We start from the raw sequence: 14,118 nt of genomic DNA, 5'->3' as shown, positions 1-14,118 counted from the left end.
GTTCCGTGAGTTTCACGTTGCTTCCCGCAGTCGATGTGGCCGATGGCCGGGCAGTGCGCCTGGTGCGTGGCGAGGCCGGAACCGAAACCTCCTACGGCGACCCGTTCGAGGCCGCGCTGACGTGGCAGCGGTCCGGTGCCGAGTGGATCCACCTGGTGGATCTGGACGCGGCGTTCGGCCGCGGGAGCAACCGCGAGCTGCTCGCCGACGTGGTGCGCCGGTTGGACACGCGGGTGGAGCTGTCCGGCGGCATCCGCGACGACGATTCGCTGCGCGCCGCGCTGGAGACCGGCTGCGCGCGGGTGAACCTGGGCACGGCGGCGCTGGAGGACCCCGCGTGGGCCGACCGCGTCGTCGCCGAGCACGGCGAGCGGATCGCCGTCGGGCTCGACGTCCGCATCACCGAGCAGGGCCACCGGCTGGCCGCGCGCGGCTGGACCTCCGAGGGCGGCGACCTGTGGGAGGTGCTCGCCCGCTTGGACGCCGCCGGGTGCCGGCGCTACGTCGTCACCGACGTCAGCAAGGACGGCACGCTCGGCGGTCCGAACACGGAGCTGCTGCGCGCGGTGTGCCGCAGCACCGATGCGGCCGTGGTGGCCTCCGGCGGGGTGTCCAGTGTGGACGACCTGCGTGCGCTGGCGCAGCTGTCCGGCGAGGGGCTCGAGGGCTCGATCGTCGGCAAGGCGCTCTACGCCGGCAATTTCACGCTGCAGGAGGCCTTCGCCGCCGTCTCCGGCTCGTAGCAGGACGCTGGCGAGTCGTTCCGCGCACGCCCCTGGGTGCGCACGAGTTCGGCAGTTTCAGTCGCCGCACCTTGTTCGGCGGCGGTGAACGCGGATCGCGAGCACGTGGGGAGGCGGCAGCTGGCCGCGCGGATTCATCGTTCTCCCGAGAAGGTGAGGGCGCCGTCTGGTTGGTGGGGGTGCTGAGCCCTCGCGGATGCGGCCGAAGGGCCCGACGGGAAGTCGGGTCAGGCGCTGGCGACGGCCGAGGTGGTCTCGGTGGTGCAGCACTCCGAGTCGCAGCACTCGGCCGGTTCGGTGGTCGGGGTGTCCTGGCCGAACTCGGCTGAGTCGGTCTTGACGACGTAGATCTCCCAGGGCTCGCGACCAGGCCCGTGCGCCCAGACCTTGTCCTGGGTGGCGTAGCAACAGGTCGTGTCGTCTTCGACCTGGGTGAACAGCCCCAGCTCGGACAACCGCTGGGTGGCGTCGTGGACGGTGTCGCTGTCGGCGACCTCGACGCCGAGGTGGTCCATCACGGTGGCCTGACCGGGCTCGCCTGCCAGGAGCACGAGCTTCAGCGGTGGCTCGGCCACGGCGAAGTTGGCGTAGCCGGGCCGCAGCTTGGCCGGCTCGGCGCCGAACAGCTTGCTGTAGAAGTCGATCGAGCTCTGCAGGTCACCGACCCGCAGGGCCAGCTGGATCCGGGACATGACCACTCCCTGATTAGATTCTTGTCGAACCAACAGTCGTAGTTTGCTCCTTGGGTTGATGCCTGTCAATATAGAGACATGTCGAAACAGTCGCAGGATGCGCAGCGGTGGTGCTGCTCGCCGACGACCGGCGACCCCCTGTCGGCCGAGCAAGCCGCCGATCTGTCGGCGGTGTTCAAGGCGCTGGGCGATCCCGTGCGCCTGCGGCTGTTGTCGCTGATCGCCGCCCACGCCGGTGGTGAGGCGTGCGTGTGCGATCTGACCGGGGCGTTCGAGCTGTCCGGGCCGACGATCTCGCACCACCTCAAGGTGCTGCGCGAAGCCGGTGTCATCACCGGCCGGCGGCGCGGCACGTGGATCTACTACCGAGTGCTGCCGGAGGCGCTGCAGCAGCTCTCCGCCGTGCTGGGCCCGGCTCCTGCCGCCGCATCCGCCTGAGCTGCACGCGCCCGACGAAACCCAGGTGAGCGGGACGTTCCCGCATCACCCAGCGAAACGCGAACTCGAGCGAGAGGTGCCGAGGTGACCCGGACGGTGGCAGAACCACCCGCGTCCACGGTGGTGGGCCGCATGTCGATCCTGGAGCGGTTCCTGCCGATCTGGATCGGGGCGGCCATGGTGCTCGGTCTGCTGGCCGGCCGGTTCCTCCCCGGGCTGGACGCGGCGTTGAACTCGCTGCACGTGGTCTCCGGAGTCTCGTTGCCGATCTTCATCGGGCTGCTGGTGATGATGTATCCGGTGCTGGCCAAGGTCCGCTACGACCGCCTGGACACCGTGACCTCCGACAAGCGGCTGCTGGTCAGCTCGCTGGTCATCAACTGGCTGGTCGGCCCGGCGGTGATGTTCGCCCTGGCCTGGACCTTCCTGCCCGAGCTGCCCGAGTACCGCACCGGCCTGATCGTCGTCGGGTTGGCCCGCTGCATCGCCATGGTCATCATCTGGAACGACCTCGCCTGCGGCGACCGCGAGGCCGCCGCCGTGCTCGTGGCGCTGAACTCCGTGTTCCAGGTCCTGGCCTTCGCCGGGCTCGGCTGGTTCTACCTCAACGTACTGCCCGGCTGGCTCGGACTGTCCCAGGTCGGACTCGACGTCTCCGCCTGGCAGATCGCCCAATCCGTGCTGATCTTCCTCGGCATCCCCTTGATCGCCGGCTACCTCTCGCGCCGGTTCGGGGAACGCGCCAAGGGCCGCGCCTGGTACGAGACGCGGTTCCTGCCCACCATCGGTCCGATCGCGCCGTGCGGACTGCTGTTCACCATCGTCGTGCTGTTCGCCCTGCAAGGAGACGCGATCACCAGCCAGCCCCTCGACGTGGCCCGCATCGCGCTGCCGCTGCTGATCTACTTCGTGATCATGTGGGCGGGCACGTTCGCCCTCGGCAGGGGACTGCGGATGTCGTACGAGCGCTCGACGACGCTGGCGTTCACCGCCGCGGGCAACAACTTCGAACTCGCCATCGCCGTGGCCATCGCGACCTTCGGCGTGACCAGCGGCCAAGCCCTGGCCGGCGTCGTCGGCCCGCTGATCGAGGTCCCCGTCCTAGTCGGGCTCGTCTACGTCTCGCTGGCCGCCCGACGGTGGTTCACCACCCCCGCTGCGTCCTCCGCCTCTGCCGACGCACCGCAGCGGCAGTGATCCCCACGACCGCGCGGCCCGAGGAGCATTCCGCGCCTGCTGTCGCTGCGGGCGACTAGGACAGTGACGCAGCAGTGACGCAGCAAAGCGCTCGTAGGACTTCGTGAAGCGGCCCCCTTCGGCGCGTGCCGCCGCACCGCACGGTGCGGCGGGCTCGCCGGTGCGCGCGCTCGGCCCGGTACCCTGCGGGCATGACCGTTGCGGTGCGCGTGATCCCGTGTCTGGACGTCGACGCGGGACGAGTCGTCAAAGGTGTCAACTTCGCCGACCTGCGGGACGCGGGCGATCCGGTGGAGCTGGCGCACGTCTACAATGGAGAGAGCGCGGACGAACTGACCTTCTTGGACGTGACCGCCTCCTCCGCGGACCGCGAGACCACCTTCGAGGTGGTGCGCCGCACCGCCGAGCAGGTCTTCATCCCGCTCACCGTCGGCGGTGGCGTGCGCAGCACCGACGACGTGGACCGGCTGCTGCGCGCCGGGGCTGACAAGGTCAGCCTGAACACCGCCGCCCTGGCCCGCCCGGAGCTGCTGCGCGAGGCCTCGGAGCGCTTCGGCGCCCAGTGCGTCGTGCTGTCGGTGGACGCGCGCCGCACCGGTGACGACCGGACGGCCTCCGGTTTCGAGGTCACCACGCACGGCGGTCGCGAGGGCACGGGGACGTGCGCCGTCGAGTGGGCCCGCCGCGGGGAAGAGCTCGGCGTCGGCGAGATCCTGCTGAACTCGATGGACGCGGACGGGACCAAGGCCGGCTTCGACCTGGAGATGCTGCGCGCCGTGCGCGAGGTGGTCAGCGTGCCGCTGATCGCCAGCGGTGGCGCGGGCGCCGTGGAGCACTTCGCCCCCGCGGTTCGCGCGGGGGCCGACGCGGTGCTCGCCGCCAGCGTGTTCCACTTCGGACAGATGCGGATCGGCGAGGTCAAGGCGGCCATGGCGGCGGAAGGGATCACGGTGCGATGAGCGCACTCGATCCGGCGGTGGCCGACCGCCTCAAACGCGACGAGCAGGGGCTCGTGGCCGTGGTCGTGCAGCAGCGCGGCACCGGCGAGGTGCTCATGCTCGCGTGGATGGACGACGAGGCGTTGCACCGCACGATGACGACCCGGCGCGCCACCTACTACTCCCGCAGCCGCGGCAGCTACTGGGTCAAGGGCGAGACGTCCGGGCACACCCAGCACGTGCACGAGGTGCGGCTGGACTGCGACGGGGACGCGGTGCTGCTCCTCGTCGACCAGGTCGACGGTGCCTGCCACACCGGGGACCGGACCTGCTTCGACCGGGACGTGCTGCTCGAGCAGGAGCAGCAGTAGCGTCGCGCTCAGTCCGGCTCGTCCGCGATGACCTCGGCGGGCAGCTCGCCGGTGAGGTAGCGCTGCACGTTCGGGGCGATCGACGCCACCACCGCGTCGTGCTCGGCCGTGGCCAGCGGTTCCAGCCGGAGCACGTAGCGGGCCATGCCCAGGCCGATCATCTGCGTGGCGCACAGCGCCGCGCGGTGGTGCGGGCGGTCCGCCCCGAGCCACGTGGTGACCTGCTCGAACAACGCGGTCTGCAGGAACTCGCGCAGCATCGCCGCAGCCTGCTCGTGCCCGGCCAGGCTGCGGACCAGCGCCGCGAACGCGCCGCCGCCCACCTCGTCCCAGACGGTGAGGAACCGGCGCACGATGCGCTCGCCGAGCCGTTCGGGATCCCCCTGCAGCACGCGGGAGACCTGCTCGGCCGGGTTGATCGGCAGCGCCACCGCGGCGGTGAACAGCCCGTCCTTGCCGCCGAACCAGTGGTTGACCATGGCGGGGTCGACTCCGGCGCGTCCGGCGATCAGGCGCACCGTGGCGCGGTCGTAGCCGTGCTCGTGGAACACCGCGCGCGCCGCGTCCAGCAGCGCGGTGCGCGTGTCGCCCTCACCGCCGCGCCGCCCGCGGCGCGCTCCGCGGTCGGAGGAATCGGAATCGTGCACGGGTGCATCCTCGTCGGTGCGTGCGGGCGCGGCAAAGCCCTCCGCGCCGGTGGGTGCGGAAGACCGGTGGTGGGGAAACGGCCTGCGCGGCGGAGCCGCCACCGGGCGGGGACGGGGCGGCAGGCACAATGTTGCCATGGTCGGTGACGGCGAGATCGGCAGCGTCAGCCCGGGACGTGCGGAATTCCGCGAGCTGGCCACTGATCACCGGGTGATCCCGGTGGTGCGGCGGCTGCTGGCGGACGAGGAGACGCCGCTGAGCGTGTACCGCAAGCTGGCGGAGGACCGTCCGGGCACGTTCCTGTTCGAATCGGCGGAGAACGGGCGCTCCTGGTCGCGGTGGTCCTTCATCGGTGTCCGCAGCGCCGCCGCGCTGACCGTGCGCGACGGGCAGGCGCACTGGACGGGCACGCCGCCGGTGGGGCTGCCCGCCGACGGCGATCCGCTGGCGGCCCTGCGGGAGACGGACCGGCTGCTGCGCACCGAACCGCTGCCGGGGCTGCCTCCGCTGACGGGCGGGATGGTCGGCTACCTCGGCTACGACATCGTGCGCCGACTGGAGGACATCACCGCGGACACCACCGATGACCTGCACATCCCCGAGATGGGCATGCTGCTGGCCACGGACCTGGCGGCGCTGGACCACCACGAGGGCACGGTCACGCTCATCGCGAACGCCGTGAACTGGGACAACAGCCCGGAGCGGGTCGACGCCGCCTACGACGACTCGGTGCGCCGGCTCGACGAGATGACCGAGCGGTTGTGCACCGCCAGCGAACCGACCGTGGCGACCTTCTCCCGGCCCCGCCCCGGCTTCCGGCGGCGGCGCACCCAGGAGGAGCACTTCGCCGCGATCGAGCGGGCCAAGGAGGCCATCCGCGCGGGCGAGGCCTTCCAGGTGGTGGTCTCGCAGCGGTTCGAGATGGACACCGGGGCCGACGGGCTGGACATCTACCGCGTGCTGCGCACCACGAATCCCAGCCCGTACATGTACCTGCTGCGCATGAGCGACGAGACCGGGGCGCCGTTCGACATCGTCGGTTCCAGTCCCGAGTCGCTGGTCACCGTCCGGGACGGTCAGGCCACGACGCACCCGATCGCTGGCACGCGGTGGCGCGGTGCGGACGAGGAGGACGACCTGCGGCTGGAGAAGGAGCTCGCGAACGACGAGAAGGAGCGTGCCGAGCACCTCATGCTCGTCGACCTGGGGCGCAACGACCTCGGGCGGGTGTGCCGGGCGGGGTCGGTGCGCGTCACCGACTTCTTCCGGATCGAGCACTACAGCCACGTCATGCACCTGGTGTCCACCGTGACCGGGGAGCTGGCCGAGGGGTGCACGGCTTTCGACGCGGTGACCTCGTGCTTTCCGGCGGGGACGCTGTCGGGGGCGCCGAAGCCGCGCGCGCTGCAGCTGATCGAGGACCTCGAGCCGACGCGGCGCGGGTTGTACGGCGGGGTCGTGGGCTACCTCGACTTCGCGGGCAACGCCGACACGGCCATCGCCATCCGCACCGGGCTCGTGCGGGACGGCACGGCCCACGTGCAGGCGGGCGGTGGGATCGTCGCCGATTCGGACCCGGCGGCCGAGGACGACGAGTGCCTGAACAAGGCCCGGGCAGTGCTGAACGCGGTGGCCACCGCGGAGACGCTGCGGCTGCCCGCGGACCGGGAACCGCCCGCGGAGCAGGAACTGCCCGCTGATCATGGAATGCCCGCGGAGCAGGAACTGCAGGGAGGACGAGGTTGAGCACCGGTTCGGCGCCCCGGACACCGAGTCGCGGGCTGCTGGGCGCGGTCATCCTGCTCGCGCTCGCCGCGGCCGGGCTGCTCTGGGGTGCGAGTTCCATGACCTGGGTCGAGCAGGCGTACCGGGACACCTTCGGGCGGCAGGACGCGGTCACCGCCGACGGTGCGCGGCTGTTCCCGGAGCTGGTTCCGGTCGCGCTGGCCGCGCTGACGGCGATCGCGGCGGTGCTGGCGACGGCCCGGTGGCTGCGGCGCCTGGTGGGCGTGCTCGTCGCCCTGGCGGGCGTGCTGCTCGTGTGGCGGGTCGCCGGCCGCGTGCTCAGCGGAGCGCTCAGCGGCGATCGCGTCCCGCCGGGGACGACGCCGCTGGCCCGGCCCGAGGTGCACCTGGCCGGGTCCCTGCTCGCGCTGGGCGCGGGGGTGGTGCTGCTCGTCGCCGGTGCGCTCGTGGCCGGCTGGGCGCGCCGCCTGCCCGTGATGGGGGCGAAGTACTCGGCCCCCGGCGCGGCGAAGGAGCGGCCGAAGGACCCCGATCGGGTGTTGTGGGACGAGTTGGACGAAGGGCGCGATCCCACGGTTCGGGATGACGACAAGAATCACTGAATCGGTCAGGGGGCCCACAGCAGGACAGATCGGACGGTCTCCGGTGCTGCTCTCGCGCGGGCAGGCGCGGTGGGCGGCAGGGCTGCGGTGCGGGTGCGGCGCCCGCACGCGGAGGGCACTCGGCACGCGGGCAACCACCGCCGCGCGGGACCAAGGTCCCCGGTGTGCTGGGACGTTCGGACGACCCCTGGCACGGACCGGCGGCGCGTGAGGTTTAGCATCAGCGATGCGACGGCACGGCGGGAAGGGGAGTGTCGTGATCTGGCGCAACGAGTTCGTCAACGCACAACCGCGGGTTCTTCGGGAATCGGCCTGCGAGGTGTTCGCGTGAGCGTGTTGGAATCCATCATCGACGGCGTTCGCGAGGACTTGGCCGAGCGGGAGGCCGCGGTCTCCTTCGAGGAGATCAAGCGGCGGTCCGCGCTGGCTCAGCCACCGCGCGACGCGCTCGCCGCGCTCGGCGAACCCGGAGTGGGAGTCATCGCGGAGGTCAAGCGGCAGAGCCCCTCGGGGGGCGCACTGGCCGACATCGGCGAGCCCGCCGACCTCGCCGCGGACTACGCGGCCGCGGGGGCGCGCGTGATCAGCGTGCTCACCGAGCCCCGCAAGTTCGGGGGCTCGCTGGCGGATCTCGACACGGTCCGCAGCCGGGTGAACGTGCCGGTGCTGCGCAAGGACTTCGTCGTCACGCCGTACCAGGTGCACGAGGCGCGGGCGCACGGCGCGGACATGGTGCTGCTCATCGTCGCCGCGCTGGAGCAGAACGTCCTCGAGGCGCTGCTGGACCGGGTGGAGTCGCTCGGGATGACCGCCCTGGTCGAGGTGCACACTGCCGAGGAGGCGGACCGGGCGATGGAGGCCGGGGCGAAGATCCTCGGCATCAACGCCCGGAACCTGCACACGCTGGAGGTCGACCGGGACGTGTTCGGGCGCATCGCCCCCGGTCTGCCGCTGGGGCTGCTCAAGGTCGCCGAGTCCGGGGTGCGCGGGCCGAGCGACCTGATGGCCTACGCCGGTTCCGGTGCGGACGCGGTGCTGGTCGGTGAAGGCCTGGTGACCAGTGACAATCCCAAGACGGCAGTGACCCAGCTGGTCACGGCGGGATCGCACCCCGCCTGTCCGCGGTCGAGTCGCTGACCGGAAGCAGGAGGCAGCAGCGATGAGCGGCGCGAACCTCGGCCGTGCGCACCAACCGGGCAAGCCGGTCCCCGAGGGGCACGACCCCGACGCGGCCGGGCACTTCGGCGAGTACGGCGGCCGGTTCCTGCCGGAGGCGCTGGTCGCCGCGCAGGACGAGTTGGCCGAGGAGTACGCCAAGGCGCAGCGGGACCCGGAGTTCCTGGCCGAGCTCGACCGGCTGTTCCGCGACTACGCGGGGCGCCCCTCGCTGCTGACCGAGGCGAGCCGGTTCGCCGAGCACGCGGGTGCGCGGGTGCTGCTCAAGCGCGAGGACCTCAACCACACCGGTTCGCACAAGATCAACAACGTGCTCGGGCAAGCGCTGCTCGTCCGGCGGATGGGCAAGCGCCGCGTCATCGCCGAGACCGGCGCGGGCCAGCACGGCGTGGCCACGGCCACCGCTTGCGCCCTGCTCGGGCTGGACTGCGTGATCTACATGGGCGCGGTCGACACCCGGCGGCAGGCGTTGAACGTCGCCCGCATGCGGCTGCTCGGTGCGGAGGTCGTGCCCGTCGAGAACGGTTCGGCCACGCTCAAGGACGCGATCAACGAGGCGCTGCGCGACTGGGTCGCCAACGTCGACTCGACGCACTACCTGCTGGGCACCGTCGCCGGCGGACATCCGTTCCCGCTCATGGTGCGCAACTTCCACCGGGTCATCGGTGACGAGTCCCGCGCCCAGAGCCGCGAGCTGCTCGGCCGGCTGCCGGACGCCGTCACCGCCTGCGTCGGCGGCGGGTCGAACGCCATCGGCATCTTCCACGGCTTCCTCGACGACCCGGGCGTGCGCCTGCTCGGCTGCGAACCCGCCGGGCACGGCATCGACAGCGGGGAGCACGGCGCCACCCTCGGCGAGGGCAGCCCCGGCACGCTGCACGGCGCGCGGTCCTACCTGCTGCAGGACGACGACGGGCAGGTCACCGAGGCGTACTCGATCTCGGCCGGGCTCGACTACCCGGGCGTGGGGCCGGAGCACTCGCACCTGAAGGACAGCGGCCGCGCCGAGTACCACTCGGTCACCGATGACGAGGCCATGCACGCCTTCCAGCTGCTGTGCCGGACGGAGGGCATCATCCCCGCCCTCGAGTCGGCGCACGCGCTCGCCGGCGCCCTGCGGGTCGGCCCGCAGCTCGGGCCGGACGGGGTCGTGCTGGTGAACCTCTCCGGACGCGGCGACAAGGACATGGACACCGCCGCCCACTACTTCGGGCTGGTCGACGGGGAGGAGACGGCGTGAGCCTGCACGCGATGTTCCGCGAGTGCCGCGACGCGGGGCGGGCCGCGTTGATCGGCTACCTGCCCGCCGGTTTCCCCACCGTCGCCGAGTCGGAGCGGTTGCTGAGCGCGATGGTCGACGGCGGTTGCGATCTCGTCGAGGTGGGCTTCCCGTTCTCCGACCCGGTCATGGACGGGCCCACCATCCAGGCGGCCAGTGCAACGGCGCTGCGCGCCGGCTTCCGCACCGCGGACGTGTTCGACGTCGTCTCCGCGGTGTCGGCGGCGGGTGGACGCGCGGTCACGATGACCTACTTCAACCCGGTGCACCACTACGGCCAGGACGCGTTCGCGCGCGACCTCGCCGCGGCCGGCGGCCTCGGTGCGATCACTCCGGACCTCATCCCGGACGAGGCGTCCGAGTGGATCGCCGCCACGGACGCGCACGGGCTGGAGCGGATCTTCCTCGTCGCCCCGTCCTCGACGGAGCAGCGGTTGGCGCTGACGACGAAGGCGACCACCGGCTTCGTCTACGCCACCTCGGTCATGGGCGTCACCGGTGCCCGCGACAGCGTCGGCGCTGCGGCCTCCGGGCTGGTCTCCCGCACCAGGGAGCACACGGACCTGCCGGTGTGCGTGGGACTGGGCGTGCGGTCGGCGGAACAGGCGGCGGAAGTGGCCGGCTTCGCCGACGGCGTCATCGTCGGGTCGGCGTTCGTCGACCGGGTCCGCTCGGCCGGCTCCACCGACGAGGCGGTGCAGCGGGTGCGCGACCTCGCTGCCGAGCTCGCCGGCGGTGTGGCGCGCGGCCGCCAGGCCGTGCGCGGCTGAGCCGCAGCCGCCGTTGCGCCGTCCGGTTCGCCCGGCCCGTTCCTGGGCGCCGGGCGGTTCCCGCCGCTGCGGATCACCGGCGCTGGCCCCGGCCCGGTGCGGGCGGTGCGGAGCGATACGCTGTGCCTCGTGAGTGCCCCGGTTGCCGCCTCGGCGAGCGCGTATCTGGCCACGATCCCCAGTCCGGATCGTGGAGTGTGGCAGATCCCGATCCCTGGCTTGGATCTGTCGATCCCGATCCGCGCGTACGCGCTGTGCATCGTCGCGGGCATCGTCATCGCCGTCTGGTGGGGCAGCCGGCGCTGGGTCGCCCGGGGCGGGCGGCCGGGCACCGTCGTGGACGTGGCCGTGTGGGCGGTCCCGTTCGGCCTCGTCGGTGGGCGCCTGTACCACGTGGCAACTGATTACGACAAGTACTTCGGGCCGGGGCAGAACCCGCTCGACATCCTCAAGGTGTGGCAGGGCGGTCTCGGCATCTGGGGCGCGGTGGCGCTCGGCGCGCTCGGCGCGTGGTTCGGCTGCCGCAGCCGGCGCATCCCGCTGCCCGCCTTCGCCGACGCCGTGGCTCCGGGCATCGTCCTCGCCCAGGGCATCGGGCGGCTCGGCAACTGGTTCAACCAGGAGCTCTACGGCGCTTCCACGGACGTGCCGTGGGGGCTGGAGATCTACCGCCGCATCGATCCGTCCACGGGGTTGGCCGACCCGATCGGCGGGGTCGCGCTGGACCACACCCCGATCGCCGTGGTGCATCCGACGTTCCTCTACGAGCTCGTGTGGAACGTGCTCGTGTGCGCGGCCATCGTGGTGCTCGACCGCAGGTTCCGCATGGGCCGCGGTCGGGTGTTCGCGCTCTACGTCGCCGGCTACACCTTCGGCCGGTTCTTCATCGAGATGATGCGCACCGACGAGGCGACGCACCTCCTCGGCGTGCGCATCAACGTGTTCACCGCGGCCGCCGTGTTCCTGCTCGCCGTGGCCTACCTCTTCTTCGTCCGCGGTCGGCGGGAGGAGCCGTCCGAGCTGCGTGGCCGACCGATGCCGGGCGAGGAGGACGAGCAGGACCTCGCCGCGCGGGACGGCGACGAGCCGGCGGGCGGCACGTCCGTCGAGAGCGGGCAGGGGACCGACACCGGCTCCGCCGAACGCGAGCGGCGATCCGGCGAGGACACCGGCGGCTCCGCGTAGCGGCGCGCAGCGGGCCCGGTGGGTTTCCCCGACCTCGGCGCGGCACGACCGCCCGCGGTTCCGCCTCGGCCGTCGACGAGAACTGTTGACGGAATTCGTCAACAGTCGATGTCGACCGGCAGTGCGATTCGAGTCAGCGACGACACCCGCCGCCGCGGCCCCGAGCTGACCCGGACGCCGAGCCTGCTCGCCAGCGCGGCGCGCTTGCCCGGATTCAGGTCATCGCTGCCGGCGGTGCGGGTGACCGTCACCGCTCGGCTCCGAACTCGTCCTCGAGTTGCTTCTCGTAGCGGTCCAGCCCGGACAGCCGGCACGAGAAGGTGTGCACGATCGCCAGCAGATGCTCGACCTGCCCGTCCTCGATGCGGTCCATCAGGTTCAGGAACTTCGGCCGGTGCATGTTCATCCCATATGAACGAGAAATCATCCACTGGCCAAGCCCCCGAGAGCAGGGGGCGTCGGCAGCCCCGGACCCGTCCGCGCTCAGGCCCCGTCCGCGCGCACGGGGGCGATCACGGGCGCTCCGCCCGGGGTGCGCAGCACGGTCACGCGCGCCGCGTATCGCTCGCCGAGCGTCTCGGCGGTGAACACGTCCTTCGGTGCGCCCGCGGCGGCCACGCCGCCCTCGTGCAGGAACAGCACCCGCTCGGCGTACTGGGCGGCCAGGGTGAGGTCGTGCAGCGTGGAAACGACCGTCGTGCCCAGCTCGTGCCGCAGCTCGTCGACGAGGTCCAGCAGCCCCTGCGCGTGGCCCACGTCCAATCCCGTGGTGGGCTCGTCGAGCAGCAGCACCCCCGCGCGCTGGGCCAGCGCGCGCGCCAGCACGGTCCGCTGCCGCTCGCCGCCGGAGAGGGTGGACAACCACCGCTCGGCCAGCCGCGTCAGGTCGAGCCGGTCGAGCAGTTCGCGCACCAGCTCCAGGTCCGCGCGTCCCTCGCGGCCGAGCGGGCCCAGGTGCGGCGTTCGGCCCAGCAGCACGTAGTCGGTGACGGTGAGCCCGATCGGCAGTTGCGGGATCTGCGGGGCGTAACCGAGCACGCGGGCGCGTTGCCGGCGCGACAGCGCGCCCACCGAGCGCCCGTCCACCGACACCTCGCCGCTGTGGCGCACCAGCCCGGCGATCGTCTTCAGCAGGGTGGACTTGCCGGAACCGTTCGGACCGATGACGCCGAGCCAGCCCCCGGCGGGCACCTCGGCGGACACGTCGCACAACACCGGCGTGTTGCGGTAGCCGGCGCTGAGGCCGGCGATGCGCAGCTCGCTCATGTTCGCCTCCGGTGCAGCAGCGCGGCGAAGAACGGGGCACCGGTGAACGCGGTGATGACGCCGATCGGGATCTCCGCGGGGGCGAGCAGGGTGCGCGCCAGCATGTCCGCGAACACCAGGAAGATCCCGCCGAACAGCAGCGACAGCGGCACGATGACGCGGAAACTGCCGCCCGCGGCCAGCCGCACCAGGTGCGGCACGACGAGTCCGACGAATCCGATGAGCCCGGCCACCGACACCGCGGCGGCGGTGGCCAGCGATGCCGCGCCCAGCACGAGCAGGCGGACCCTGCCGGGGCGCACGCCGAGGGCACTGGCTTCTTCGTCCCCGGTGCCCAGCAGGTCGAGCAGGCGGGAGCAGGGCAGCAGCACGGCCGCGGCCACCGCCAGGTACGGCAGCACGATGAGCACTTCGCTCCAGCCGGTGGTGCTCAGCCGGCCCAGGATCCACAGGTAGACGGCGTCCAGCGATTCCAGGTTGAGCTGCTGGGTGAAGCTCTGCACCGCGGTGAGGAAAGCGCCCACGGCCACGCCGGCGAGCACGAGCGTGCCCGTGTCCCGCCCCGCCGAGCGGCCCACCGCCCAGGTCAACCCGACACCGGCGAGCGCGCCGGCGAAGGCCACCAGCTGCACGATCCCGGAGGAACCGGCCGCGGGTGCGGTGGCCAGCACGATCGTGACCGCCAGCCCGGCGCCCGAGGCGGCCCCGAGCAGGTACGGGTCGGCCAGCGGGTTGCGGAACACGCCCTGGAACGCGGCACCGGAGACGGCCAGCGCGGCGCCGACGAGAACCCCGAGGACCACGCGCGGGGCCCGCAGCTCCCAAAGGATGGCGGCTTCGCGTTCGGAGAGCGGGGAGACACCGCCGGTGAGCTGCGCGCCGATCTCGGCGAGCACGCGGTCGGCACCGAGTTCGGCCGCACCGAGCACGAGCGAGGCGAGCGTGCTCACCGCCAGGACGGCGACCGCGATCACCAGGTGCTGCGGGCGCAGCCGCGAGCGCCGGGGCACGGGCGCGGGCGTGCGCGCGTCGTCCCGGTCGTGGCGGGGGTGCGCGCCGTCCTCGCT

Annotated in this window: 17 protein-coding genes; 11 read left to right on the top strand and 6 right to left on the bottom strand. The window is 72.3% G+C overall.

All coding sequences use genetic code 11. The features are described from left to right. Positions 1 to 5 precede the first annotated feature (5 nt). Positions 6 to 743 carry a bifunctional 1-(5-phosphoribosyl)-5-((5-phosphoribosylamino)methylideneamino)imidazole-4-carboxamide isomerase/phosphoribosylanthranilate isomerase PriA gene (priA, locus tag ACVGV2_RS15180; RefSeq protein ID WP_459163020.1) on the top strand — a complete coding sequence of 246 codons (738 nt, stop codon included), beginning with the start codon at positions 6 to 8 and terminating at the stop codon, positions 741 to 743. Between the two features lie 227 nt (positions 744 to 970). Here the strand turns inward: priA and ACVGV2_RS15175 are convergent, their stop codons facing one another. Further along, positions 971 to 1,435, bottom strand: a complete 465-nt coding sequence (locus tag ACVGV2_RS15175) for an ArsI/CadI family heavy metal resistance metalloenzyme (protein WP_459163019.1) — start codon at positions 1,433 to 1,435, stop codon at positions 971 to 973. Between the two features lie 78 nt (positions 1,436 to 1,513). Here ACVGV2_RS15175 and ACVGV2_RS15170 point away from each other — a divergent pair, with 78 nt between their 5' ends. From ACVGV2_RS15170 to hisI, 4 genes are all read left to right on the top strand, one after another. After that, positions 1,514 to 1,873, top strand: coding sequence for an ArsR/SmtB family transcription factor (locus tag ACVGV2_RS15170; protein WP_459163018.1), 360 nt, complete (start codon positions 1,514 to 1,516; stop codon positions 1,871 to 1,873). 132 nt (positions 1,874 to 2,005) lie between these two features. Then, positions 2,006 to 3,070 (top strand): ACR3 family arsenite efflux transporter, encoded by a 1,065-nt coding sequence (gene arsB / locus ACVGV2_RS15165; protein WP_459166010.1) that lies wholly within the window; start codon positions 2,006 to 2,008, stop codon positions 3,068 to 3,070. 191 nt (positions 3,071 to 3,261) lie between these two features. Then, complete coding sequence (gene hisF, locus ACVGV2_RS15160; protein WP_459163017.1) at positions 3,262 to 4,029, top strand: imidazole glycerol phosphate synthase subunit HisF; 768 nt, start codon at positions 3,262 to 3,264, stop codon at positions 4,027 to 4,029. Next, the gene (gene hisI / locus ACVGV2_RS15155; protein WP_459163016.1) at positions 4,026 to 4,379 is read left to right on the top strand and encodes a phosphoribosyl-AMP cyclohydrolase; all 354 of its coding nucleotides are present in this window, start codon (positions 4,026 to 4,028) and stop codon (positions 4,377 to 4,379) included. The genes hisF and hisI overlap by 4 nt, the downstream gene beginning before the upstream one ends. 8 nt (positions 4,380 to 4,387) lie before the next feature. Here the strand turns inward: hisI and ACVGV2_RS15150 are convergent, their stop codons facing one another. Further along, positions 4,388 to 5,026, bottom strand: coding sequence for a TetR/AcrR family transcriptional regulator (locus ACVGV2_RS15150; RefSeq protein WP_459163015.1), 639 nt, complete (start codon positions 5,024 to 5,026; stop codon positions 4,388 to 4,390). Positions 5,027 to 5,162: 136 nt separating this feature from the next. On the opposite strand from ACVGV2_RS15150, the gene ACVGV2_RS15145 reads away from it, so the two are divergent. The 6 genes from ACVGV2_RS15145 (at position 5,163) to lgt (ending at position 11,785) form a co-directional block, all read left to right on the top strand. Continuing rightward, entirely contained in the window at positions 5,163 to 6,773 is a 1,611-nt protein-coding gene (locus ACVGV2_RS15145) for an anthranilate synthase component I (RefSeq protein ID WP_459163014.1), read from the top strand. Beyond that, positions 6,770 to 7,375, top strand: a complete 606-nt coding sequence (locus ACVGV2_RS15140) for a Trp biosynthesis-associated membrane protein (protein ID WP_459163013.1) — start codon at positions 6,770 to 6,772, stop codon at positions 7,373 to 7,375. The genes ACVGV2_RS15145 and ACVGV2_RS15140 overlap by 4 nt, the downstream gene beginning before the upstream one ends. A gap of 327 nt (positions 7,376 to 7,702) precedes the next feature. Continuing rightward, on the top strand, positions 7,703 to 8,512 hold the full coding sequence (gene trpC / locus ACVGV2_RS15135) for an indole-3-glycerol phosphate synthase TrpC (RefSeq protein WP_459163012.1): 810 nt from the start codon (positions 7,703 to 7,705) through the stop codon (positions 8,510 to 8,512). A 22-nt stretch (positions 8,513 to 8,534) separates the two neighbouring features. Further along, entirely contained in the window at positions 8,535 to 9,791 is a 1,257-nt protein-coding gene (gene trpB, locus ACVGV2_RS15130; protein ID WP_459163011.1) for a tryptophan synthase subunit beta, read from the top strand. A gap of 11 nt (positions 9,792 to 9,802) precedes the next feature. Next, positions 9,803 to 10,600: a tryptophan synthase subunit alpha gene (gene trpA, locus ACVGV2_RS15125; protein ID WP_459166009.1), complete on the top strand. Its 798-nt coding sequence runs from the start codon at positions 9,803 to 9,805 to the stop codon at positions 10,598 to 10,600. Positions 10,601 to 10,729: 129 nt separating this feature from the next. Continuing rightward, complete coding sequence (gene lgt / locus ACVGV2_RS15120) at positions 10,730 to 11,785, top strand: prolipoprotein diacylglyceryl transferase (RefSeq protein WP_459163010.1); 1,056 nt, start codon at positions 10,730 to 10,732, stop codon at positions 11,783 to 11,785. A 98-nt stretch (positions 11,786 to 11,883) separates the two neighbouring features. Here lgt and ACVGV2_RS15115 read toward each other — a convergent pair whose 3' ends face one another. From ACVGV2_RS15115 to ACVGV2_RS15100, 4 genes are all read right to left on the bottom strand, one after another. Next, positions 11,884 to 12,036, bottom strand: a complete 153-nt coding sequence (locus ACVGV2_RS15115; RefSeq protein WP_459163009.1) for a hypothetical protein — start codon at positions 12,034 to 12,036, stop codon at positions 11,884 to 11,886. Then, entirely contained in the window at positions 12,033 to 12,185 is a 153-nt protein-coding gene (locus ACVGV2_RS15110; protein ID WP_459163008.1) for a hypothetical protein, read from the bottom strand. Before ACVGV2_RS15110 ends, ACVGV2_RS15115 begins: the two co-directional genes overlap by 4 nt. Positions 12,186 to 12,268: 83 nt before the next feature. Continuing rightward, positions 12,269 to 13,051, bottom strand: coding sequence for an ABC transporter ATP-binding protein (locus tag ACVGV2_RS15105; RefSeq protein ID WP_459163007.1), 783 nt, complete (start codon positions 13,049 to 13,051; stop codon positions 12,269 to 12,271). Further along, positions 13,048 to 14,061 (bottom strand): FecCD family ABC transporter permease, encoded by a 1,014-nt coding sequence (locus ACVGV2_RS15100; RefSeq protein WP_459166008.1) that lies wholly within the window; start codon positions 14,059 to 14,061, stop codon positions 13,048 to 13,050. The genes ACVGV2_RS15105 and ACVGV2_RS15100 overlap by 4 nt, the downstream gene beginning before the upstream one ends. Positions 14,062 to 14,118 lie beyond the last annotated feature (57 nt).

The sequence above is a fragment of the Bounagaea algeriensis genome (genome assembly GCF_054491375.1).
Note: the sequence above shows the minus strand (reverse complement) of the source record. Positions and strands in the feature narration are given on the sequence as shown.